Origin of the sequence: Yinghuangia sp. YIM S09857, assembly GCF_051388915.1 — a bacterium.
GTDB lineage: Bacteria > Actinomycetota > Actinomycetes > Streptomycetales > Streptomycetaceae > Yinghuangia.
Window position 1 is genome coordinate 374,422 of the sequence record NZ_JBPKBH010000005.1, and the last position, 23,198, is coordinate 397,619.

The following is a 23,198-nucleotide window of genomic DNA, read 5'->3' on the forward strand; positions in this document are numbered from 1 at the left end:
GGGGACCCGGCGGGGCCGACGGGCCGGGCGGCCCGCGGACCCCGCCGAAGCCGGGTCACAGGCCCTCGATCTCCAGGGACTCTTCCTGCTCCTCGCGGAGGGAGCGGATCAGGAGGGCGAAGCCGGTGATGACGGCGGCGGCCGAGATGATCGCGTCGGTCATCTCCAGCTTGTCGTGCTTGCCCTTGGCCTCCTTGATCTGCTTCATGACGCCGATCGCGCCGAACACCTGCATGCCCAGGCCGATGATCTTCCCGGCCTTGCTCTTCGGGGCCTTCTTCTTGGCCATGTGATGTCTCCTCGGAAACCGTCGGAACGTCGGTGGGGCTCGGTCGCGGGGCGGCCGTGCGGTCGGTTACAGGACCGGGGCCCGGTCGAGCAGCGGGGCGCCCCAGCGGTCCAGGTACGCCGCCTCGACCGCCGCGCCGACCCGGTAGAGCCGGTCGTCGGCCATCGTGGGCGCGATGATCTGGAGGCCGACCGGCAGGCCGTCCTCCGGCGCCAGCCCGCACGGCAGCGACATCGCGGCGTTCCCGGCCATGTTGGACGGGATCGTGCAGAGGTCGGCCAGGTACATCGCCATCGGGTCGTCGGCGCGCTCGCCGATCGGGAAGGCGGTGGTCGGCGTGGTCGGCGAGACCAGCACGTCGACCTGGGCGAACGCGGCGTCGAAGTCGCGGGCGATGAGGGTGCGCACTTTCTGCGCCTGCCCGTAGTACGCGTCGTAGTAACCGGACGACAGGGCGTACGTGCCGAGCATGATCCGGCGCTTGACCTCCGGCCCGAAGCCGGCCTCGCGGGTCAGCGACATGACCTCCTCGGCCGACCGCTCGCCGTTGTCGCCCACCCGCAGGCCATACCGCATCGCGTCGAAGCGGGCCAGGTTGGACGACGCCTCGGAGGGCGCGATCAGGTAGTACGCCGGCATCGCGTAGTCGAAGTTGGGGCAGGAGATCTCGACGACCTCGGCGCCCAGTTCGCGCAGCAGTTCGACGGCCTCGTCGAAGCGCTGCGACACGCCCGCCTGGTACTGCGGTCCGGCGAACTCCTTGACCACGCCGACGCGCATGCCGCGCACGTCGGCGTTGCGGGCGGCGGCCACGACGTCCGGCACCGGGGCGTCGATGGACGTCGAGTCGCGCGGGTCGTGGCCCGCGATGGCCTCGTGCAGGAGCGCGGCGTCGAGCACCGTGCGGGCGCACGGGCCGCCCTGGTCGAGGGAGGAGGAGAAGGCGACGAGGCCGTAGCGCGAGACGCCGCCGTACGTCGGCTTGACGCCGACCGTGCCGGTGACGGAGGCCGGCTGGCGGATCGAGCCGCCGGTGTCGGTGCCGATGGCGAGCGGGGCCTCGAAGGCGGCCAGCGCGGCCGCGCTGCCGCCGCCGGAGCCACCGGGGATGCGGGCGAGGTCCCACGGGTTGCCGGTGGGGCCGTACGCCGAGTTCTCCGTCGACGAGCCCATGGCGAACTCGTCCATATTGGTCTTGCCGAGGATGACGACGCCGGCCTCCTTGAGGCGGCGCGTCACAGTGGCGTCGTACGGCGGCAGCCAGCCTTCGAGGATCTTCGAACCGCAGGTCGTCGGCACGCCCTCGGTGGTGAAGACGTCCTTGAGTGCGAGGGGTACGCCCGCGAGCGGACCCAGCTTGTCGCCCTTGGCGCGGCGCTCGTCCACGGCCTTGGCGGCGTTGAGCGCGCCGTCGGCATCGACGTGCAGGAAGGCGTGCACCTTGCCGTCGACCTCGGTGATGCGGTCGAGGTGCGCCTGCGCGACCTCGACGGCGGACACCTCGCCCGCGGCGATCCGCGCGGCGGTCTCGGCGGCGGTGAGCCTGGTCAGGTCGGCCATCTCTACTGCTCCTCCCCGAGGATCCGCGGGACGCGGAAACGCTGGTCCTCGGCGGCCGGCGCACCGGAGAGAGCCTGCTCGGGGCTGAGGCCCGGGCGGATCTCGTCGGGCCGCATGACGTTGGTCAGCGGCAGCGGGTGCGACGTCGGCGGGATGTCGTCGGCGGCGACCTCGCCGACGCGGGCGACCGCGCCGATGATGTCGTCGAGCTGGGTGGCGAGGTGGTCGAGCTCCTCGGCCCCGAGCTCCAGCCGCGACAGCCGGGCGAGGTGGGCGACCTCCTCGCGCGTGATGCCAGGCATGCAGCGATTCCTTCTAGAGGTGGCTGGGGATGGGTACGTTCGACGCCATCCTAGTTGCCGCCAGTCGACCGGCGGCTCCCATATACACGGCGGTACGAACCGCGCCACCCGCGGCACGACGCGTGTGCGCACCAACGCCGGTGCCGACAACTGCCTCACGGCACCGGTGCCCACGGCTGTGTAACGCACAGCCGAGTCGCACGACACGCACGCCTACGCCGGGCGGTGGCGCCGGGTGCGGCCGACGGGGCGGAGGCGCCCAGTCGACGCGCGGCGGTCGGGGGGCGGAAAGGGCGGGTGTGGCGCGACGGTTGTGCGTTGCCAAGGTTGCGGCTTGGTACGGGGGTGCGTGTGGTTGCGCCGGGGAGGGACCCGGGCCGGCGGCTAGCCGGTGACTCTTGTGGGGCGGTGCGGGGGGCGGGCTCGGTCGGGGCGGGGGATGGTGGGGGGTGCGGGGGTGGGGTGGGGGACGGTGGTTATGCCGGTCGCGGCGGGCTGGGGTGAGGGCGGCGCGGGTAGGTCGGGGACTCGGCGGGAGGGGGCCATGCGGGCACCCACGCCGTGGCGTATCAGCCAGGCGGTGGCCTCGTCGCGGGGGAGGGCGCGGGCGATCAGCCAGCCCTGGGCGCTGTCGCAGCCGAGGTCGCGGAGGCGGTCCCAGGTGGCGTCGTCCTCCACCCCCTCGGCGACCACGCGCAGGCCGAGGGAGTGGGCCAGGTCGACGGTGGAACGCACGATGGCGGCGTCCTCCTCGTCGACGGTGAGCCGGGCGACGAAGGAGCGGTCGATCTTGATCTCGCTGACCGGGATGTGCCGCAGGTGGACGAACGACGAGTAGCCGGTGCCGAAGTCGTCCAGCGACAGCCGGACGCCGAGCTTCCGCAGCGCGTCGAGGCTGTCCGCGGCCCGCTGCGGCTCTTCGAGCAGCACGCGCTCGGTGATCTCCAAGTGCAGGGCTCCCGCAGGTACTCCGTACCGCCGCAGCCCCGCCGCCACCGTGTCCGCGAACGCGGGTGCGTGGATGTCGCGCGCCGACACGTTGACCGCGACCGGCACGTCGATCCCCTGCTGGTGCCAGCGGGCCACTTGCGACAATGCCTCGTCGACGACATAGCGCGTCAGACGAGGCATCAGGCCGGTCTCCTCGGCCAGGTGCACGAACTCCTCGGGCGATATGTACCCGCGGTCGGGGTGGCACCAGCGCACCAGCGCCTCGCAGCCGTCCACGCGCCCGGTCGTGAACGACACCTTCGGCTGGTAGTGCAGCTCAACCTGCTGGACGTCCAGCGCGCGCCGCAAGTCGCCCAGCAGCAGAAGCTTTTCGCGCGTGTTGACGTCGCGGGCAGGGTCGTACAGCTCCACGCCGCTGCGCATGCGCTTGGCGAGATACATGGCGACGTCGGCATATTGCAGCAGCCCGGCCATGTCCGCGGCGTGGTCCGGGAACACCGCGACGCCGACGCTGACTTCGATGTCGAGGGAGAGGTCGTCGAGTTCGAAGGGTTCGCCCAGCACCTCGACGACCTGCCGGGCGAGCGACAGCGCGACCTTCTCGGCGGCGGCCGCGGCCGCGAGCGGGCCGTCGCCGGGGTCGCCTAGGTCGCCGAGGTCCGGTATGAGGACGGCGAACTCGTCGCCGCCGAGCCGCGCCACGGTGTCGTCCCCGCCGACCACCCGCAGCAGCCGCTGGCCGACCTGGTGCAGCAGGCGGTCACCGGCGAGGTGGCCGAGCGTGTCGTTGACCTCGTGGAAGCGGTGCAGGTCGAGCAGGAATAGCGCGACGCGGCCGGTTCCGCCGCTCCTGCGCAGCGCGCGGTCGCCGTGTTCGAGGAGGAGGCGCCGGTTGGGCAGGCCGGTCAACGCGTCGTGGCGTACCTCCTGTTCGCGGTCGAAGGTGACGCGCGTGGTCTGGTGGAGGCAGTAGAGCGGCACCGCGAACAGCGGCAGCGCCCACGGGTTGGCGTGCGCGACGATCGCGATGAGCGGCGCGAGGACGATGAGCGCGCCGTGGGCGACGCAGCGCGAGCGGATCTCCTCCCCCGCCAGCGAGCGCGGGCTGACGCCGCGCCAACTCGCGCGCAGCAGCCAGCCGATGCACTGCGAGACGCACACCATGGCGATGCCCCCGGCCAGGACGGCCGGCAGTTCGGCGGCGGCGAGTTCGCGCGTCTGGGCGCGCTCGGGGCGTACGCCGCACAGTTGCAGGACGATGTCGGCGGCCAGGAACGCCAGGACGTAGTGGCCGATGATGTACGCGACGCGCCACGTCGAATCGCGGCGCGCCAGGCACGAGATCAACACGGGAACCGCCTGCACGAGCGAGGCGAGGACCCAGCCGTGCACGATGAGCAGGCCGTACGAGACGGCCACCGACGCCATGGCGCCCGGCACGTACAGGCCGCGGCGCGTGATGCCGGTGTGCACGCCGTCGAGGACGACCAGGGCGAGCATGATCCAGATCCCGGCCTCGCTCGGCGGGAAGAGCGAGTCGCCGCCTTCGAGCACGCGGGCGACCGAGATCAACAGCACGAGGTTCCCGACACCGCCGACCAGGACGGTGTTGGCGACGAACTGGCCCGGGCGCGCGACTCGCGACAGATCTGTTCGTCCGATCCGACGCATGCACATGCTCCCCTGCGGCTCTTCCGGGCGGTTCCCCGTCCGGCGAGCCGGACTGCCCGGCCGCGGCAAGGGGTACGCATGACGTTCCGCGACCGGGCGGCAAGCCCGGCGCGAACCGGGTTCCCGATCAGGGTAGGACGCGTTGCGTTGGCTGGGGAGCTTTATCGCCAAGGTCGAATCGGAAGCTTCTCTTCCGGTCGGCCTGCCGCGTACGGCGCCTGACTGTGCGTCAGGCGCCGTACGTCGGGGGCGCGGAGGCTTGTGCGCGGCGGTCGGGCAGCGGGGGGCACTCCGGGCATTCGGCCCTCGGGGCCGCCTTGGATGTCGCCTTTGTTGCCCTGGATGTCACCCTCGTTGCCCTGGATGCCGCCTCGGGGGTCACGCCCTGGGGCCGCGCTCGGGGGCGCGCCGGGCACCGCTCGGGGTTACCCGGCGGCTTGCTCGGCGCCGTCCTCCGGCGCCGCGCCTTCCCCGGAGTCCCCCGACTCCCCCGCCTGTGCGGCGAGCCACGCGCGGGCGGCGTCCGGGCCGTCGGCCAGCAGGACCGCGAAGCCCTCGTCGTCCAGGATCGGGACGCCGAGCGACACGGCCTTGTCGTACTTCGACCCCGGATTCTCGCCGACGATCACGAAGTCGGTCTTCTTGGACACCGATCCGGTCACCTTCGCGCCCTCGGCTTCCAGCGCCTCCTTCGACCCGTCGCGCGTGTAGCCGCTCAGGGTGCCGGTCACGACCGTCGTCAGCCCGGTGAGCATGCCGGTGGCCTTCTCGCCCCCGCCCTCCTCGACGAAGCGCACGCCCGCGGCCCGCCACTTCTCGACGATCTCGCGGTGCCAGTCCTCCGCGAACCACTCGACGATCGACTCCGCGATGATCGGCCCGACGCCCTCGGCCGCCGCGATCTCCTCGACACTCGCGTTCATCAGCCGGTCCAGGTCGCGGAACTCCGCGGTGATCGCACGGGCCGTCGTGTCGCTCACGTGTCGGATCGACAGCGCCGTCAGCACGCGCCACAACGGCTGCTTCTTGGCCGCCTCCAGCCCCGCGAACAGCACCTCGACGGTCTTCTTCGCCTCGCCCTGCTGGTTCGCGAAGAACGACATGATCTTGTGCTCGCCGGCCTTCTCGTCGATCTTCGGCATGCCGGTCTTCTGGTCGCGCACCACCACCTTGATCGGGAGCAGTTGCTCGACGGTGAGGTTGAAGAGGTCTCCTTCGTCGCGCAGCGGCGGCTCGGACGGCTCCAGCGGCTGAGTCAGCGCGGTCGCCGCGACGTACCCGAGCCCGTCGATGTCGAGCGCCTTGCGCCCGGCGAGGTGGAAGACGCGCTCGCGCAACTGGGCGGGACAGGAACGGGCGTTCGGGCAGCGTACGTCGACGTCGCCCTCCTTCATCGGCCGCAGCTCCGTGCCGCACTCGGGGCAGTGCGTCGGCATCGAGAACTCGCGCTCGGTGCCGTCCCGGAGGTCGGCGACCGCGCTCAGGATCTCCGGGATGACGTCCCCGGCCTTGCGCAGCACGACGGTGTCGCCGATCAGCACGCCCTTGGCCTTGACGACCTCCTGGTTGTGCAGCGTCGCGTACGCCACGGTCGAGCCGGCCACCACGACGGGCTCCATGACCGCGTACGGCGTCACGCGGCCGGTGCGCCCGACGTTCACCTTGATGTCCAGGAGCTTGGTGTTGACCTCCTGCGGCGGGTACTTGAACGCGATCGCCCAACGCGGCGCCTTGGACGTCGCGCCCAGCCGCCCCTGCAACGGGATCTCGTCGACCTTGACCACCACTCCGTCGATCTCGTGCTCGACGGAGTTGCGGTGCTCGCCGAAGTAGCGGATGAACTCCTTGACCTCGTCGATCGTGTCGACGACCTTGTTGTGCTTGGCCGTCGGCAGGCCCCACGCGCGGAGCTTGTCGTACGCGTGCGACTGGCAGTCGATGTCGAAGCCGCGCCGCGCGCCGATGCCGTGCACCACCATGTGCAGCGGCATCTGCGCCACCATGCGCGGGTCCTTCATGCGAAGCGACCCGGCGGCAGCGTTGCGCGGGTTGGCGAAGGGCCTGTCGCCCTCCTCGACGCGGCGCGCGTTCAGCTCGTCGAACTTCTCGATCGGGAAGAACACCTCGCCGCGGATCTCCACCAGCTCGGGCACGTCGTGGCCGCCGTCGTCGCGCAGGCGGGTCGGGATCTCGCCGATGGTGCGCACGTTGACGGTGATGTCCTCGCCGGTACGGCCGTCGCCGCGGGTGAGCGCGCGGACCAGTTCGCCGTTCTCGTACAGCAGGTTGACCGCGAGGCCGTCGACCTTCAGCTCGCACAGGAAGTGGCACTCCGCACCGGCGAGGTCGCGCTGGAGGCGGTCGAACCACTCGTCCAGCTCGTCCTCGTCCATCGCGTTGTCGAGGCTGAGCATGCGCTCCAGGTGGTCGACCGACTGGAACCCGCTCGCCACCGCTCCGCCGACGGTCTGCGTCGGCGAGTCGGGCGTACGCAGGACCGGGTACTCCTCCTCGATGCCCTCCAGCTCGCGCATGAGGGTGTCGAACTCGGCGTCGCTGACGGTCGGCGCGTCCTTGACGTAGTACCGGAACCGGTGCTCCTCAAGCTCCTTGGCCAGGGCGACAGCCCGCTCGCGCACCTCGGCGGGGACACTTTCGGCGCCGGTCAGATCAGCCACGTCGTCAGCCTCCAGAAGTACCGGGTCAAGTACCGGGTCAAGTACCGGGGCCAAGGCCCGGTGTCCGTTCGGCGGGGTCCAGTGCGGAAATATCCGAGACGTGCCATAGGCATGTCCGCGAGAAATGTCCGCTACGTTCTACCTCATCCCTCGGGCGCCTCGTACAGCACCTGGGCGGCCTCGACGCTGTGCTTGAGCACCCTGCGCACCCACGCCGGATCGGCTCCGGCGAGGCCGCAGGTCGGAGTGACGACCGCGGCGGCGCCCAGGCGGTCCGGGCGGAAGCCGAGTCGGCCCCACAACATCTTGACCCCCCTGACGGTACCGGCCGGGTCCGACAGCGGACGAGCTCCCGCGCCGGTGTTTCCCCTGGTCGTGGCGCGGTTGGCCACCCGGTTGGAGGGCGTCGGCGGCGGTGTCGACGGCACCACCCCGAACAGGAACCCCACCCCCGCCTCGACGGCCTCGCCGATCTCCTCCTCGTCGCGGTCGCGCAGAGTCGAGAAATCCAGCGACACCCCCGCGACCCCGGACTCCCGCAACAACCCGATCGGCACCCCCGGCGCGCAACTGTGCACCACCACGGGCACCCCGGCGGCCGCCACGACGGTACGCAGCCCCTCCCGCACCACCGCCTTGTCCACCGCCCGCAGCTTCCCGAACCCACTGGCGGTCGGCACCGACCCGGCCAGCACCCCGGGCAACGCCGGCTCGTCGAACTGCACCACCAGCCCCGCGCCCGGAATCCGGCGGCGCAGTTCGGCCACGTGCCCGCGCACCCCCTCGGCCAGCGACTCCGCGAGATCCCGGCACGCGCCCGGGTCCGCCAACGCCTTGTCACCGTGCACCAGTTCGATCGTCGCGGCCAGCGTCCACGGCCCGGCGACCTGCACCTTCAGCGGCCCGGCGTACCCCTGCGTGAACTCCTCCAGCGCATCCAGGTCCTCCCGCAGCCACGCCACGGCCCGCCGGTGGTCCCGCCCGGGCCGGTCCGTGAACCGCCACCCCGACGGCTGCACCTCCGCGAACAGATCCACCAGCAACCCGGCCCCCCGCCCGGTCAGATCCGCCCCCACCCCCCGCCCCGGCAACTCCGGCAGATGCGGAAACCCACCCAGCTCCCCCACCACCAACCGCACGGCCTCCCGCACGTCCTCCCCCGGCAACGACCCCACACCGGTGGCACTGCCGGGACCCCAGGGATAAGTCTTCTCACTGCTGCTCACAAGGCGAGGGTACTGATCACCCGCGTCGTGCTCCGCCGCGTTCCGGCCGCGGCCCGCTTCACCCAGTTCGGCCGCTCATCTCCGAGCGCGCGTCAGCGGCTCAAGCCAGCGGTCCTTCGTCTCCGCCACGGAGTCGAGCCACGCGATCGCCGAGAAATCCACAATGTGCGGTTGTCCGGTCCACAGCGCGCACACCGCCGCCCACACCGGCATGCAGGCCACCTCGCCGCCTGCGAGGCGCGCCGCCGTGTGCCTTGCTTCGTCGAGGCGGCCGCACGCGGCATGCAGGAACACCTCGAAATGCTCAACGGTCGCCACCCGCCCGAAGAGACCCAGCTCGACGAACCGGTCGCGAGCGCGTTCCAGCATGCCCGCCGCCGCGTCCCAGTCGCCGGCCAGGGTGTGGGCAACCGCGGCGGACGCGTCCAGGCGGGCCAGGCCTTCCCGGTCACCGATGGATTCGGTGAGGTCGCGGGTACGGGCGATCCAGCGCAGAGACCGGCCCGGGTCGTGCCACGCCGCGGCCCGCGCGAGCATGCGCATGGCAATGCCGGCCTGCCGGGGTGCGTCGTCGCTTTCGGCCTGCCGCAGCGCGACCTCGAACTGTCGACCGGCGGCCTCGAAGGAGCCGTTCAGCAGCAGGCAGTCGCCGACGAGCAGGGCCACCTGCGCGCGATCCGGCCCCTGCGCGTCGATGCGGCGGAGTGCGGCCATCGCATCCGGAAACACGCTGCGGCGGACCGCGTTCGCCGCCCGGCGCACCGCCGATCCGCGCGCGATGACCTCCGAAGCGTCGCCGACCGCGGCAAAATGCCGGTCCGACGCGTCCAATGCATTGAAATTCTGGGATCTCAGGCCGAGTTCGAAGTGGATGTAATCGGCGTACGGGCTGCTCCGGAAGTCGTCGGCGGCTCGCAGCATCTCCTCGTAGACCTCTTGCTGTGTGCCCTGCTCGCGGCTCCCCACGTGGATGACCTCCACCAATCGGTCGAGCTCGGCCTGCCCGGCGTTCCCCCGGCCCGTGGTGGCCCCCAGGACACGCAGGTAACCGAGCTGACGCAACGTGTAGACCATTTCGCCCAGTTCGGGCGGTGCAAGGCCATGGGTGGCGGCGGCATCGAGCGCGAGCAGGAACGCCGGCACGGCTCGACTGCTCAGCCGGCCACCGCTCGGGGGACCGTCCGCGGCGGCCCGCCAGAGGCCGCGCGTCTGGTCCGCAAGGTGCGCGACGGCCACCCGTGCGTACCGGCCCCGTTCAGCCGACGTCCAGCCGTCCGAAGTGAATTCGTCGCATTCGTTGACGGCTTGGCGCAGGCTTTCGTGCAGGCGGTAGGCAGGCCATACAGACGGATCGACACGGTGGAACGGCCTTTGCAGGAACGCTTCCACGGTGCGTCCGCGCGATCCCGGAAGTACGGCGTGGATGAGATCGGCGTCGTAGGCGCCGACAAGTGCGGCGGTGCGGAGCAGGTCCCGCTCCTCGGCCGACATGTCTCGCACCAGCCGCAGCACCAATTCGGGGAACGGCTGGCCGAAGGCGTCCGCCGCGGGCTGCTCACCGCGCGCGACCTGTTCTTCGTACAGGCTGGAGGCGAGTTCGAGATAGAGCGGCGATCCCGCCGAGGCGTTGATGATGCGCCGACGGATCTCCGCCGGGATCGCCGGGCGGCCTTCGACGGTCAGTCTTGCGGTGAGGAACAGCTCGGCGGAGGTGCCGTCGAAGCCGAAGAGCCCGATCTGGTCGCCGCCGGCGAGACCAGGCCACCGCCGCTCACCTCCGTAGGTGAGTCCGACGGCACGTACCGGGTCATGCCATCGGAACGGGCGGCGTCCCGATCCGATGTAGAGGACGTTGGGGGTGAGGTACACGAGGCGTGACACCAGGTCTTCCAGACCGCCGCGCTTCGGCGGCAGCGCTTGGACCACCTCGAACGTGTCCAGCAGGCACAGCGCCAGCGACGGGGTCCGGCCCCTCAGGCGCTCAAGGTCCGCGGCCAACAACACCGGCATGTAGCCGAGCATCTTGTCGGGATCCTCCTCGCGGAGGATGACGTCCAGTACAGGGATCGACTGCCGCAGGCGCCTGAGCCGCAACGACTGTGTCGCGTTGCGCCCAAGCGTCTCAGCGGTGCGGTAGACCAGCCCCAGGAGGCCGGAGCCGCCCAGCAGCCCGTCTGCCATCTGTCCGATCTCCTGGCCCAACCCGCGGGCACCGGAAGCCGAGTCGTCGAGAATGGCGGCGAGTGGGCGCCCGGGGTGTTTGCGCTCCCAGTAGACGGCAAAGGCAATGTCGAATGCGGGCCAGTCGGCGCCCAGTTCGGACCACATGGCACGTAACCGCAGGAGAACCGACGCGAAATCATGGTTCGACGGGTCGGCGAAGTCGACGACGGCACCGGCGCGGTTCGTCGGTGCACCGTCGAACTCCCCTGCGACCGCGAGACGTACGCTGTGCCGGGCAAGTGCCGACTTCCCGACGCCGCCGTCCCCGGCGAAGGTCACGAGGTTGTGGGTCGGCCGCTGGAAGTCGAGGAGCTGCCCCATGGGCCATGCCCGGGCGGAGTGCCGGGTCAGGCGTTCTCGCACCGCACGAATCTGCAAGTCCCGGTTGACGAATATGTCGTGGGCCTCCACGGGACTCGCGGGACCCATCTGGAAGTACCGGTCGATGTCCACGGATCACGATTCTGGCAGTGGAGTGGCCGTCCCGCGGATCCCGACTGGATCCCCGATGACAAGACCTGGGTGGTCGGCCCGTCGGGTGCGGTCGCCTTCTGCCTGGTGAGGCCGAGCGGCGGCCCGGCGCAGCACGTCCAGGAGCAGCGCTGCCGAGTCCGACCATTGCTGCGGTTGGAAAGTACTTGCCTTGGAAGGGAGTTCTCCCGTCAATGCACGGCCGACCAACCCGTCCAAAGCCGTACGGTCCGCGACCGGATAGAAGTGCGCGAACCCGTCGACGGTCTCGCGCAACGGCGGAATGTCGGTACAGATCACCTCGCACCCGCAGGCCAGCGCCTCCAGCGGCCCCAGATGATTGCCCTCGTTGACCGACGCCACGAGCAGCGCCGAGGCGCCGGAATAGAGCCGAGCCAGCTCGTCGTCCGGCACGCGTCCGACGAACCGTACGCTCGTCGCCGCACGAGGGTGTTTCGCCAGCAACGCGAGCACCTCAGGCCGCTGTTCGGCGAACCCGCCGACCACCACCAACTCGGCTCCGCCACGCGCACCGGCGCCGGTCAACCATGTCTCCAGCAGCCACCCGAACCTCTTGGTGGGGCCTGCGAGTCCGACGAACATGCAGTACGGCACGGCCTGCGAACGCGCGCCACGCGGGCGGAAGAGTGCGGTGTCAACGCCGCACGGAACTACGTCGACGTGCTCCGCCGGTACGCCCAGCAGCCGAACCATGTCCCCGCGCGTCGCCTCGGACACCGTCGTGAAGGCCCGTGCGTGGGCCGCCTGCCACAAGTTGAGCGCTCGAAAGTACCTTTCGAACTCGGAGCCCTCACCGGTGTCGAAGCCGCTGAGTGCGTCGAGTTCGCTGCGCAGGGCCTCCCATTCCGGAACACCGAACTCCTCGGCGAACGCCGCGGCGGTATAGGCCGTCTCCGGGAAGCGAAGTCGGGTGAGATCGTGCACGGTGCAGACGAACGGGACCGGACATGCGCGGTCCACGGTGTAGTGCACGGAGTAGTAGAGGTCCGCTTCGCAGGACTCCAACACGCGGCGCAGCCAAGGCGAGTTGCGCACGAATCCTTCGCGCTCCGGAGCGATCTCCACTTTCGGCGCGGCATCGCCGAGCGCCGCGCGAACGTCAGCCTCCTGATCCGCATCCGCGACAACCAGGAGGTCCAGGTCCTGGTGGTCGACCGGACGCTGTGCCAGGCCGGTCAGCAACCCCACCCCGTAGCGGGCAACTCCCGTTCGGTGATTGGCGCGTACGTCGATGACGACCTTGCTCATGTCGTGCCCCCTAGGTCGGATGCGGTGCCTGGTGCCTGGTGCCTGCTGTGCGCCGTGCATCGTGCGCCGTGCGCGGTGCGTCGCTCAGGCGAAGGCGGGGCGGGCGTCGAGCACCCTCACGATGCCTTGCGCGAGGGGGATCGGACGCCAGTCGGGAAGGGTCTCGTGAAGCCGGCTCGGATCCGCGAAGATTGCCTGCCGCTCGACGCGGCGCAGCCGCGCCGGATCGAGGCGGACGTCGATCTGTCTTCCCCTCGCCCGGCCTATGACATCGATGAGTTCGTGTCCTGATGTGGGAACTCCGGTGCCGATGTTGTAGGTTCCGGAACCATCATCGGAAAGCAGCAGGCCGGCGACGGCCGCCGCGGCGCATTCGACGTATACGTAGTCGCGCACGGTGCTGAGATCTCCGAGGAACACCGGTTCCTCACCGTCAAGTTGCTCGCACACGGCCGGGATCAGGTGCGGGGTGGTGGGATTCGGGCCGTAGATGTTGAACGGCCGGACGACGGTCAGCCTGCACCCGTACTGCACGGCAGCCCCGCGCACGAGTTCCTCGGCCGCCAACTTGGAGCGCCCGTAGACGCTTTCGGGAACGACGGGGGCTGTCTCGCAGGCCCGACGCACCGAATGCGCGTACACGTCGGCGGTTGACGCCAGGACGAACCGCTCGGGGACGTGCCGCTGCCACGCCCGAATCAACGAACGGGTGCCGAGCAGGTTGGCGCGGACCGTTCCGCGCGGGTCGTCGTCGCAGGTCGGCAGGAAGTGTCGCGCCGCTAAGTGGACTACGCCCCAGGGGCGTTCACGTCCGTGCAGCTCCGCCATCTCCGCCCGCGAACAGATGTCGGTCCGCACAACACGGACTCCGGGATCATCCGCAAGGCCGTCGAGTCTGCCGAGCGTGCCGCCGCTTCCGTCGTCGACGACGACGACCGGGAATCCGGTTGAGCGCAGGCGTCGCACGACCGCGAGGCCGAGGAACCCCGCTCCGCCCGTGACGAGTACACGCCGGTCGGAGTCGTGCGAACTTCCGTCTACCGCTTGGTTGTCCCCCATAAGCGCGAACTGTACGTGGATATCCACGTGGCGTGTCGGTTCACCACGCGAAACGTCATGGTGCGGCGCCGAGTTGCGCAGAGGGCCCGTACCGGACGGGTACGGGCCCTGGGAGTGGGGCGGTTGCGGCGTGGGCGCTGAGCCGGTGCCAAATGGGTGGAATCAGGCGGCGAAGGCTTGGCCTATGCTGCGGCCGATTTCTCGGCGCATGAGGTAGAAGTCGGGGTTGTGCGGGGCGGCGCCGTGTTCGAGGGTGAAGCCGCTGCGGAGTTCGGGGCCGGCTTCGTTCTGGCGGGTCGGGAAGAGGCGGGCCAGGACCGGTTCGGCGGCGATGAGGTCGTCGCGGTCGGCGAGGTTGATCCAGCGTTCGACGTAGGCGGGGGGCTGCGCGGGCTGCGGGCGCACCCAGTCGTCGATGACGGTGTCGGGGCCGAGCGGGGAGCCGAGGGTGATCAGGAGCGGGAGGGGCCGGCGGAGGCGGTGGGCGACCTCGTAGGCGACGACCGCGCCGAGGGAGTGGCCGATCACCACGCGGGTGTCGAAGCCGATGTCGGCGGCGACGCGGTCGAGGACGCGGGAGCGGGTGCTGTCGTCGGTGAGGTAGCGGGTGAGCTGCGCCAGCGCCTTGGTGACGAAGCCGCCGGCGGATCCGGGGCCGTCCGCGGCGAACCACTTGAGGCCGGAGAGGCCGCAGGTCGGGGACAGGACGACGGTACGGCCGGTCTGGTCGGGCCCGCCTTCGAGCCGGGCTATCTCGCGGGCAGCCCGCTGCCGCTCGGGCGGGGCGGAGCTGCGGGCGGCGGCTCGGTCGAGCCACTCGCGGCCTATCCGGTCGGCCATCTCGTGCCGCAGGTCGTCGACGTCGGCGGCGTCGGGCTGCGACGGGTGGCGGCGCATGACGTCGCCGTAGAACGCCATGCGGGCGTCGATGCCGCGGCGGGTGTGGCGGTACTTCCACAGCCGGTCCGCGGTCTCCGGGTAGCCGGCGGCTTTGACGCCGCGGGCCAGCCGGGGCAGCCACTCGTCCTCCAGGCTGCGGGCTGACCTGAACTCCTGTGCGATCCCGTGCACCAGCACGATTGCGGCCATCGCTCCCCTCCCAAGCCCCCGGGTCCCGAAGAGTGCTCGTAGCGAAATGCCCCGGTCTGCGCGGGGACCGCGGGCCGGAAAGTCGTTTCGCTACCTACTCTTACCCAGCCAGTCACCGAAGTTGCCTTCTCGGTAACGAGAGATTGCAGCCGTTCCACGAACCGGTGGAGAAGGAGAGCAGGCCGGACACCGAACGCGCATCCGATACGAGGTGGCGCCGCCGAGCCGGAGGCTCCGACGGCAGGCCCGGGACCGGTGAGCTGGGCGGGGGTCGTGGCGTGCCGGCTGGCGAGGTACACCAACGCGCCAGGTCAACCCTGCCGCCCGACGTGGTCGGGTGGTGGGGCGCTGGTTGGCGACGTGCGCCGAGCTGCCGCCCGACACCCAGCCTGCCACCGTGCGCCTCACGCCCACGCCACCCACTCGCCCCTGCCCGCCGCCCTGCCAACCCGCGCCTACGGGTGGTGAGCGGGCGGGACGGGCGAGGTGGTCAGGGGGTGTGGGTGGTGGAGCGCTGGCACGCGACGCGCAGCAACGCGCCTGGTCAACGCTGACGCTCGACGTGGTCGGGGGGTGGGGCGCTGGTTGGCGACGTGCGCCGACGCTGCCGTCTGACACCCTGCGCCCCACGCCCACGCCACCCACTCGCCCCGCCCGCCACCCTAACGACCCGCGCCTACTGGTCGTGAGCGGGCGGGATGGGCGAGGTGGTCAGGGGGTGGGTGGTGGAGCGCTGGCACGCGACGCGCAGCAACGCGCCTGGTCAACGCTGCCACTCGACGTGGACGGGGGGGTGGGGCGCTGGTTGGCGACGTGCGCCGACGCTGCCGTCCGACACCCTGCGCCCCACGCCCACGCCACCCACTCGTTTCTGCCCGCCGCCCTGACCACCCGCGCCTACGGGTGGTGAGCGGGCGAGGCGGTCAGGCGCCCCTGTTCGCCACCCTGCCGACCTGTGCCTACGGGTGGCGGGCAGGCGATGCCTCAGGTCGTGCGGGTTGTGGCGTTGATGGTGGCGGAGCCTACGACTCGGGTGCCGGTGTAGAGGACCACAGCTTGGCCTCGGGCTACGCCTCGCATGGGGTTGAGGAGGCGTACTCGCACGGTGTCGCCGTCGATTTCGGCGATTGCCGGGTGCTCGTCGCCGTGTGCTCGCACCTGGGCGGTGCAGTCGAGCGTGCCGGTGGGCGCCGGGCCGCACCAGCGGGGGCGGATGCCGGTGAGGCCGTCGACGTTCAGGGCCTCGGCGGGGCCGACCGTCACGGTGTTGTTCACCGGGGAGATGTCGAGGACGTAGCGGGGCTTGCCGTCCGCCGCGGGGGTGCCGATGCGGAGGCCCTTGCGCTGGCCGACGGTGTAGGCGTACGCCCCCTCGTGCTCGCCCAGCTTCGTTCCGTCGGCGTCGACGATGTCGCCGGGGGTGCGGCCGAGGCGGGTGGCGAGGAAGGCCTGCGTGTCGCCGTCCGCGATGAAGCAGATGTCGTGGCTGTCGGGCTTGCGCGCGACGGCGAGCCCGCGCCGCTCGGCCTCGGCCCGTACCGCGTCCTTGGTGTCCGCGCCGAGGGGGAAGAGGGCGTGCGCAAGCTGCTCCTCGTCCAGGACGCCGAGCACGTACGACTGGTCTTTGCCGTGGTCGGCAGACCGGTGCAGCTCGCGGCCGTCCGGCCCGTCGACGATCACCGCGTAGTGGCCGGTGCAGACGGCGTCGAAGCCGAGGGCCAGCGCGCGGTCGAGCAGCGCCGCGAACTTGATCTTCTCGTTGCAGCGCAGGCACGGGTTGGGGGTACGCCCGGCCTCGTACTCGGCGAAGAAGTCCTCGATGACGTCCTCGCGGAAGCGCTCGGCCAGGTCCCACACATAGAAGGGGATGCCGATGACGTCGGCCGCGCGGCGCGCGTCGCGGGCGTCCTCCAGCGTGCAGCAGCCGCGCGCGCCGGTGCGGAAGGACTTCGGGTTCTCGGACAGCGCCAGGTGTACGCCGGTCACGTCGTGCCCCGCCTCGTGCGCCCGCGCCGCGGCGACGGCCGAGTCCACGCCGCCGGACATCGCGGCGAGCACCCGCAGCGGACGCCCGGCCTCGGGCGCGCGCGCGAACACGGCCGACTCGCCCGGCTCGGGGAGCTCCGGCAGGATCTCGCAGGCGGCGGCGTTCTGGAGAGAGACGTGATCAGTCATGGCCCAACCAGGGTACGGGGTGCCGGCCTCCGCCCTCGCCCCGGTTTTCGCGCATTCGGTACGCCGGACGGCGAACGGCGAGCGCGCATGCGGCGAACGGAGAGCGCGCAGACGGCGGACGGCGAGCGACCAGGCGGACGGAGAGCGCGCATGCGGCGAACGGAGAGCGCGCAGACGGGCAGTCGACACGATTCAGCGCCGCTGCATCGTCAGCCCCGCCTTGCGGGCCCTTGCCACGACCGGGGCGATGGCGTCCACCAGTTCGTCGACCTCCCCCGCCGTCGACGTGTGGCCGAGACTGAACCGCAGCGAACCGCGAGCCCGGGCCGCGTCCGCGCCCATAGCGAGCAGGACGTGGCTGGGCTGCGCGACGCCCGCCGAGCACGCCGAGCCGGTCGAGCACTCGATGCCGCGGGCGTCCAGCAGCAGCAGGAGGGAGTCGCCCTCGCAGCCGGGGAAGGAGAAGTGCGCGTTGCCGGGCAGGCGGTACGCGGGCTCCAGACGCGCGTCGCCGTTGAGTTCGGCGTCCGGGATCTCCGCGAGGACGCGGCGCACGAGGTCGTCGCGCAGCGCCCCGACCCGCCCCGCGTACTCCGGCTGCTCGCGCACCGCGATCTCCGCGGCGGCGGCGAAGGCGGCGATCGACGGGGTGTCGAGCGTGCCGGAGCGTACGTCCCGCTCCTGCCCGCCGCCGTGCAGCAGCGGCACCGGCGACATGTGCCGCCCGAGCACCAGCGCCCCGCAGCCCAGCGGGCCGCCCAGCTTGTGCCCGGACACCGTCATGGCGTCCAGCCCCGACGCGGTGAAGTCGACGGGGACCTGCCCGACCGCCTGGACCGCGTCCGCGTGCATCGGCACGCCGAACTCGTGTGCGACCTCGACCAGCTCGGCGACCGGCTGCACCGTGCCGACCTCGTTGTTCGCCCACATGACGCTGACCAGCGCGACGGAGTCCGGGTCGCGGGCCAGTGCGGCACGCAGCACCTCGGGACGCACCCGGCCGTCCGCGTCGACGTCCAGCCACTCGACCTCGGCGCCCTCGTGCTCGGTGAGCCAGACGATCGGGTCGACCACGGCGTGGTGCTCCACGGGCGAGGCCAGGATGCGGCGGCGGGCGGGGGACGCCGCGAGGCGCGACCAGTACACGCCCTTGACCGCGAGGTTGTCGGCCTCGGTGCCGCCCGCGGTGTAGACGATCTCGCTGGGCCGGGCGCCGAGCGCCTCCGCCAGGATCTCCCGGGACTCCTCGACGACGCGCCGCGCGCGGCGGCCGGAGGCGTGCAGGGACGACGGGTTGCCGAGGACGGTGAGCTGTCCGGTCATGGCCCGGACCGCTTCGGGGCGCATCGGAGTCGTCGCCGCATGATCGAAGTAGGCCATCGCAGAACGAAGTCTAGTCGCGGGCACCGCGCGGTCCGCGGGGCGCCCGGCAGGTTGGCGCCCGGCACGGCGTGCCGTACCGGGGGCCGCCGGTCAGCACCCGGTCGACGGTCCTGCTGAGGGCCCCGGTGACCGCCGCGCGCAGCGACCGCCACCGCGGTACGAGGAAGCCTTCGGACGGGGGCGGCGGCCCGCCGCGGTCGTAGCTCAGGGGTTGCTGGATCTCCCACACACCGGGTGCAACGCCGGTTTGGGCATTTGGGGTACGCGTCGGCGCGACGGACACCACGGACGAGCGCCCCGGGCTCAGTCGAAGTCCCCCCGTACCTCCGAATTGCGCCGCCAGGCCCGGGGCGCCCGCCACCCCTTGTGCAGCGCCAGCACCCGGAAGGCGAAGGCGAAGACCGCCGCCGCCGTCGCCGTGTACGCGTTCAGGTTCCCGGTCTCCACCAGCACCGCCACCAAGGCCGCGCCCACGAGCGCCGGAACGGTGTAGATCTCGCGGTCCCAGCGCAGCAGCACCGGCACTTCGCGAGCCAGTACGTCACGGATCGCGCCGCCGCCGACCGCCGTCGTGACGCCGAGCGCGGTCGCCTGCACCGGTCCCAGCCCGTACGCGAACGCCTTCGCCGTGCCCGTCACGCAGAACAGCCCCAGGCCCGCCGCGTCGAAGATGTCGATCGTCCGGCTGATCCGCTCGACCTGCGGGTGCAGGAAGAAGACCAGGCACGCGGCGAACAGCGGCGTGACGAAGTACCCCAGGTCGTCGAAAGCGGCCGGGGGCACGTCCCCGATCATCAGGTCCCTTATGACACCGCCGCCCAGCGCGGTGACCTCGGCGAGCAGCACGATCCCGATCACGTCGAAGTTCTTGCGCACCGCCATCAGCGCGCCCGCGACGGCGAAGACGAAGATGCCGGTGAGATCGAGGACCTGCTGGACGTCGTGGTTGTAGATCTCCTGGATCTCCTGAGGCGGCATGGCGGAAATTGTGCCTTGTCCCCACTTGAACCCGGGTCGTGTCCTTCGGGCCTTGAGACCACGACCCGAAGGACACGGCCCAGGTAGCCTCACGCTCATGGATGCCCGACTTCGCGCGCTGTGCGACCTGTCCATGACGACTGCCCGCGAGGGCGCCGGCCTGCACGAGTACGACGGCAGAATCCAGGACCTGTCCCCCGAGGGTGTACGCGCCGGGCTCGCGGCCCTGGGCGGCGGCGCCGACGGCGTGCCCCGCGAGGACCCGCACGACGAAGCGCATCTGGCGGCGTTCGAGGACCACGCCCGGGTGGCGTACGGCGACCTCGAAACGCACCGCCGCAACCCCGTCCCGCACCTCGAAAACCTCGAACTGGCCTTCTACGACAAGGAGTACGCCCCCGAGGCGGAACGCGCCGAGGCCCGTGCCCGGCACCTTGCCCAGTGGCCGGACGCGGTGGACATGGCCCTCGCGTCGCTCGACCGCGTGTCGGCGCCGGTTGCGAAGGCGACGCTCGGCGCCGCGCGCGGGCAGGCCGCCGCGGTCCGCCCCGAGGACGGCGAGAGCGGCACGCGCGCCCTCGAAGCCCTCGAACGCCTGGTCGCCCACCTCGAACACGCCGCCGAGCACGGCGACCCCGACCCGGCCCTCGGCAGTGCCGCGCTCGCACGGCTGATGGGCTCGGGTGAGGCGCTGACGGTCGATCTGGGGCGGCTCGCGGAACGCGCGGACGCGGAGCGCGACCGGTTGCGCGCCGTGCTGGCCGAGGCGTGCAAGTCGTACGACCCCTCGCGTACGCCCGCGGAACTGGTCCCGGAGCTGCTTGCGGACCACCCGGACGCCGAGGGGATCCTCGCCGAGGCGCGGGCGCAGACGGCGGAGGTCATCGCGTTCAGCAAGGCCAAGAAGCTCGCGCCGTACCTCGACGGCGTGTGCGAGGTGGGCCCCGCACCGGAGTCGATGCGCTGGGCGATGGCGATGATGTCGTGGAACGCGCCGGGCGAGGCCGAGGCCCCGTCCTGGTACTTCGTGACCCCGCCGGACCCGTCGTGGCCCGCGGAGGAGATCGAGGAGTGGCTGACGATCTTCAGCCGCACCACGCTCCCGGCCATCACGGTGCACGAGGTGGCGCCCGGGCACTTCGCGCACGGGCGTGCGCTCCGGCGTGCGCCGTCGGACGTACGCCGGGTGCTGCACTCGTCGTCGTTCGCCGAGGGCTGGGCGCACTACATCGAGGAAGTGTGCCTGGAAGAGGGCTTCCGGGCGGACGACCCGCGCTACGCGATCGGGATGTGCCTGGAGGCGCTGCTGCGGGTGACGCGCCTGGCGGCCGCGATCGGGCTGCACACGGGCGCGATGGACGTCGAGGAGGCCACGCGGCGCTTCATGGCCGACGCCTACGTCGCGCGCGCGGGGGCCGCGAGCGAGGCACGGCGCGGGACGTTCGACCCGAACTACGGCTGCTACACGTGGGGCAAGCTGGCACTGCGCGACCTGCGGGAGAACGCGCGCGCGACGTGGGGCGCCGGGTTCACCCTGGAGCGCTTCCACACGGCGCTGCTCGATCTGGGGAGTCCGCCGCTGGGGCTGATCGGCACGGCGGTCGAACGGGGCTGACGCTCCGTCGATCACCTCCGGGGCGAGGTGCTGTCCGAGGCGCTGTCCTTGGCCACAGGCTGAGGCTCAGTCCTTGTGTGGGGGCTGACGCTCCGTCACCCGGGGCCGGGCCGGCCGGCTCCGGGCTGCGGCCCCGCGTACTGCGGGACGCCCGCCTGCTGCTGTTCCGGCGCGATGCGCCCGGTCGCCACCGCCCACCACTGCCAGATCGTGGCGAGCTTGACGTCGAACTCCGGGTCGCGGTGCCCGCCGCCCGTCATCGGGACGCGCAGCCGCACCCGCTTGCCCCCGTCCAGCGTGAGGCGCACGCCGCGCGCGCCGAGCAGCGACTTCGCCTCGACGCCGACGATCTCCTGCCACGCGATGTGCCGGGTCCGCAGGCCGACCGCGGTGAGCCCCTGCGGCCGCAGCACGGTGGCGAACCGCGCGCTCAGGAAGAAGAACACGAACTGGAGGACGGCGAGCGCCAGGAACAGCGGGCGCTCCTCGATGATCAGCATGTAGACGCCGAGTACGGCGAAGACGATTCCCAGTACGAGCCACGCGAAGCGCTGCCTCAGGCCCAGGACCATCCGTATCTCATGCATGCCCGAACCTTTTCAGAACCGTTACCTCACAGGAAAGACCGGGTCTGCTCCCTCATCCACTTTGCGACCGGATCGTACGGATCGTCGAGCGCGACCGACGAGACGTCCATGCCGTGCAGCATGCCCGCGGCCCGGGACATCGCCTGCTTCATGCGGTCGACGGTCGCGGGGTCGTTGTCCGCGAGACGGGTGCCTATGACCAGGCGCGGGGCGCCGAGCGCCGGTTCCACGTAGGCGCGGTGGGCCGCGCGTACCACCCCCGAGGCGCCCAGCTCGGCGGTGAGCACCGACCAGAACGCCGCGTCGTCGAGCGCCGGTTCACCCACCCGCACCGGACCGGGCATGAGCTTGTCGAGCCCGCCGACGATGCGGCGCAGGTCGAGGTAGGGCACCCCGACCCCGCCGCCCTGCATGTGCGGGTTGAGCCACAGCCCCCACTGGTCGGGGTACAACGTCGCGGCGATCTCGCGGACCGCGTGGACCTCCCAGCCCCGGTCCCAGCGGCTCTCGCGCAACTGGCCCTCGGAGGTGAACGCCGGGGCGTAGCGTGAGCCGTGCACCTCCATGTTCCCGTACTGCGCGTCGGGGCTGCCCGGTTCGCCCTGCCACAGCAGCATCCACACGTGGCCGCGCGCGAGGCATTCCAACAGCCGCTCGTACGCCTCGTAGTCCTGCGGCGCGACCTGCCGCAGAGCGTGCTCGACCTCGTTGCCGGGGTTGCCGGTAAACGTCACGGTGCCCTCCCCTTGCGCTGCGTGACGACGTGCTCATGGTAGGCCGGGGCCCGCGCGCCCAGTGCCGAGCGCACCCCGGACGGGTGGATGACGGTCGTTCGCGTACCGGGCGTACTAGAACGCGCGTTCGTAGAAGGGGCGTACGGACTCCAGCATCCAGTCCCCGATCGGGTCCTGGGCGAGGTCTATCAGCACCATGTTGACCGGCCACGGCGAACCGGCGCGGCCGACCGCGCGCTCCAGCGCGCCGATCGCCACGCGGCGGTCCTCCTCCTGCCAGCGGTCCAGCTCGACCCCGATGAAGAGGGAGGGCGCGTCGCTCTCGACGAAGCCGAGCGCGCGGCGGGCGGTGAGGACGACCTGCGTCGCGGCGAACTCCTCGGCCGCGGCGGCGAGCAGGACGTACGGCTCCTCCTCCGCCGCCGGTTCGACCAGCGTGACGCGCGCGCCCATCGCACCCGCGCCGGGAACGCGCGCGAGCTCCAGGACGCCGTCCGGCGGGATCGGGAGGCCGACCTCACCGCCGGGGTTCACGGCCATGCCGACGTGCGGCGGCAGTCCGCGTGCGAACTCCCGTACCGGCGCGACGGTGAACGGCATCGGCCCGGCGACGCGGCGGAACTGCTCCTCGGAACTGAACACCGGGACGAACGGAGCGCCGCCTATCTCCGTGGTGGGCAGCGTGAGTTCGACGTCCTGCGGGCCGCCTCCGGCGGGCAGCGGCACCCACACCTCGGCCTCCGCCAGCGCGTCGATCAGCTCACCGGTGCGCGACGGGTCCTGCATCGCGGCCACGAGGCAGCGTTCGACGTGGTTCGCCGGGAACGCCACGGCCACCTCCTGGATGCGGTCGGTCGGATCACCCGCCAGCCTAGGCGGTGTCCGGACGCGAAAAGGGCGGGACCCCCGCACGATTGCGGGGGTCCCGCCCGAGGCCC

At 71.6% G+C, this 23,198-nt stretch carries 17 protein-coding genes; 1 reads left to right on the plus strand and 16 read right to left on the minus strand.

The genetic code is table 11. The annotated features are described in order from the left end of the window. Positions 1–55: 55 nt before the first annotated feature. The 13 genes from ACRX5S_RS13110 to ACRX5S_RS13170 all read right to left on the minus strand — a co-directional run bounded on the left by ACRX5S_RS13110 (position 56) and on the right by ACRX5S_RS13170 (position 19,324). Complete coding sequence (locus ACRX5S_RS13110) at positions 56–289, minus strand: hypothetical protein (protein WP_436773055.1); 234 nt, start codon at positions 287–289, stop codon at positions 56–58. A gap of 66 nt (positions 290–355) precedes the next feature. Continuing rightward, positions 356–1,849, minus strand: coding sequence for an Asp-tRNA(Asn)/Glu-tRNA(Gln) amidotransferase subunit GatA (gatA, locus tag ACRX5S_RS13115; RefSeq protein ID WP_436773056.1), 1,494 nt, complete (start codon positions 1,847–1,849; stop codon positions 356–358). Between the two features lie 2 nt (positions 1,850–1,851). Next, the gene (gatC, locus tag ACRX5S_RS13120) at positions 1,852–2,151 is read right to left on the minus strand and encodes an Asp-tRNA(Asn)/Glu-tRNA(Gln) amidotransferase subunit GatC (RefSeq protein ID WP_436773057.1); all 300 of its coding nucleotides are present in this window, start codon (positions 2,149–2,151) and stop codon (positions 1,852–1,854) included. Between the two features lie 384 nt (positions 2,152–2,535). Beyond that, the gene (locus tag ACRX5S_RS13125) at positions 2,536–4,773 is read right to left on the minus strand and encodes a putative bifunctional diguanylate cyclase/phosphodiesterase (RefSeq protein WP_436773058.1); all 2,238 of its coding nucleotides are present in this window, start codon (positions 4,771–4,773) and stop codon (positions 2,536–2,538) included. Positions 4,774–5,198: 425 nt separating this feature from the next. After that, complete coding sequence (gene ligA, locus ACRX5S_RS13130) at positions 5,199–7,442, minus strand: NAD-dependent DNA ligase LigA (protein WP_436773208.1); 2,244 nt, start codon at positions 7,440–7,442, stop codon at positions 5,199–5,201. 152 nt (positions 7,443–7,594) lie between these two features. After that, positions 7,595–8,677 (minus strand): methionine synthase, encoded by a 1,083-nt coding sequence (locus ACRX5S_RS13135; protein ID WP_436773059.1) that lies wholly within the window; start codon positions 8,675–8,677, stop codon positions 7,595–7,597. Positions 8,678–8,752: 75 nt separating this feature from the next. Then, positions 8,753–11,353 carry a hypothetical protein gene (locus tag ACRX5S_RS13140; protein WP_436773060.1) on the minus strand — a complete coding sequence of 867 codons (2,601 nt, stop codon included), beginning with the start codon at positions 11,351–11,353 and terminating at the stop codon, positions 8,753–8,755. Positions 11,354–11,356: 3 nt separating this feature from the next. Beyond that, a complete protein-coding gene (locus ACRX5S_RS13145; protein WP_436773061.1) occupies positions 11,357–12,700 on the minus strand; it encodes a glycosyltransferase family 4 protein in 1,344 nt (447 codons plus the stop codon). A gap of 24 nt (positions 12,701–12,724) precedes the next feature. Further along, a complete protein-coding gene (locus ACRX5S_RS13150; protein ID WP_436773062.1) occupies positions 12,725–13,699 on the minus strand; it encodes an NAD-dependent epimerase/dehydratase family protein in 975 nt (324 codons plus the stop codon). Between the two features lie 162 nt (positions 13,700–13,861). Continuing rightward, positions 13,862–14,788 (minus strand): hypothetical protein, encoded by a 927-nt coding sequence (locus ACRX5S_RS13155; RefSeq protein ID WP_436773063.1) that lies wholly within the window; start codon positions 14,786–14,788, stop codon positions 13,862–13,864. A gap of 984 nt (positions 14,789–15,772) precedes the next feature. Further along, positions 15,773–16,834 (minus strand): tRNA 2-thiouridine(34) synthase MnmA, encoded by a 1,062-nt coding sequence (mnmA, locus tag ACRX5S_RS13160; RefSeq protein ID WP_436773209.1) that lies wholly within the window; start codon positions 16,832–16,834, stop codon positions 15,773–15,775. Between the two features lie 321 nt (positions 16,835–17,155). Beyond that, the gene (locus ACRX5S_RS13165; protein WP_436773064.1) at positions 17,156–18,343 is read right to left on the minus strand and encodes a cysteine desulfurase family protein; all 1,188 of its coding nucleotides are present in this window, start codon (positions 18,341–18,343) and stop codon (positions 17,156–17,158) included. 306 nt (positions 18,344–18,649) lie between these two features. Continuing rightward, on the minus strand, positions 18,650–19,324 hold the full coding sequence (locus tag ACRX5S_RS13170) for a trimeric intracellular cation channel family protein (RefSeq protein ID WP_436773065.1): 675 nt from the start codon (positions 19,322–19,324) through the stop codon (positions 18,650–18,652). 97 nt (positions 19,325–19,421) lie between these two features. Here ACRX5S_RS13170 and ACRX5S_RS13175 point away from each other — a divergent pair, with 97 nt between their 5' ends. Further along, positions 19,422–20,939, plus strand: coding sequence for a DUF885 family protein (locus ACRX5S_RS13175; RefSeq protein ID WP_436773066.1), 1,518 nt, complete (start codon positions 19,422–19,424; stop codon positions 20,937–20,939). A gap of 95 nt (positions 20,940–21,034) precedes the next feature. Here the strand turns inward: ACRX5S_RS13175 and ACRX5S_RS13180 are convergent, their stop codons facing one another. The 3 genes from ACRX5S_RS13180 to ACRX5S_RS13190 form a co-directional block, all read right to left on the minus strand. After that, a complete protein-coding gene (locus ACRX5S_RS13180; protein WP_436773067.1) occupies positions 21,035–21,526 on the minus strand; it encodes a hypothetical protein in 492 nt (163 codons plus the stop codon). 26 nt (positions 21,527–21,552) lie between these two features. Beyond that, on the minus strand, positions 21,553–22,260 hold the full coding sequence (locus tag ACRX5S_RS13185; RefSeq protein ID WP_436773068.1) for an enhanced serine sensitivity protein SseB C-terminal domain-containing protein: 708 nt from the start codon (positions 22,258–22,260) through the stop codon (positions 21,553–21,555). A gap of 114 nt (positions 22,261–22,374) precedes the next feature. Next, positions 22,375–23,097 carry an enhanced serine sensitivity protein SseB gene (locus ACRX5S_RS13190; protein WP_436773210.1) on the minus strand — a complete coding sequence of 241 codons (723 nt, stop codon included), beginning with the start codon at positions 23,095–23,097 and terminating at the stop codon, positions 22,375–22,377. Positions 23,098–23,198 lie beyond the last annotated feature (101 nt).

Coding starts and splice junctions, on each gene's coding strand:
- ACRX5S_RS13175 (WP_436773066.1), top strand. CDS start 19,422: ATGGATGCCCGACTTCGCGCGCTGTGCGACCTGTCCATGACGACTGCC.
- gatC (WP_436773057.1), bottom strand. CDS start 2,151: ATGCCTGGCATCACGCGCGAGGAGGTCGCCCACCTCGCCCGGCTGTCG.
- ACRX5S_RS13110 (WP_436773055.1), bottom strand. CDS start 289: ATGGCCAAGAAGAAGGCCCCGAAGAGCAAGGCCGGGAAGATCATCGGC.
- ACRX5S_RS13150 (WP_436773062.1), bottom strand. CDS start 13,699: ATGGGGGACAACCAAGCGGTAGACGGAAGTTCGCACGACTCCGACCGG.
- gatA (WP_436773056.1), bottom strand. CDS start 1,849: ATGGCCGACCTGACCAGGCTCACCGCCGCCGAGACCGCCGCGCGGATC.
- ACRX5S_RS13155 (WP_436773063.1), bottom strand. CDS start 14,788: ATGGCCGCAATCGTGCTGGTGCACGGGATCGCACAGGAGTTCAGGTCA.
- ACRX5S_RS13145 (WP_436773061.1), bottom strand. CDS start 12,700: ATGCACGGCGCACAGCAGGCACCAGGCACCAGGCACCGCATCCGACCT.
- ACRX5S_RS13180 (WP_436773067.1), bottom strand. CDS start 21,526: ATGCATGAGATACGGATGGTCCTGGGCCTGAGGCAGCGCTTCGCGTGG.
- ACRX5S_RS13165 (WP_436773064.1), bottom strand. CDS start 18,343: ATGGCCTACTTCGATCATGCGGCGACGACTCCGATGCGCCCCGAAGCG.
- ACRX5S_RS13125 (WP_436773058.1), bottom strand. CDS start 4,773: ATGCGTCGGATCGGACGAACAGATCTGTCGCGAGTCGCGCGCCCGGGC.
- ACRX5S_RS13170 (WP_436773065.1), bottom strand. CDS start 19,324: ATGCCGCCTCAGGAGATCCAGGAGATCTACAACCACGACGTCCAGCAG.
- mnmA (WP_436773209.1), bottom strand. CDS start 16,834: ATGTCCGGCGGCGTGGACTCGGCCGTCGCCGCGGCGCGGGCGCACGAG.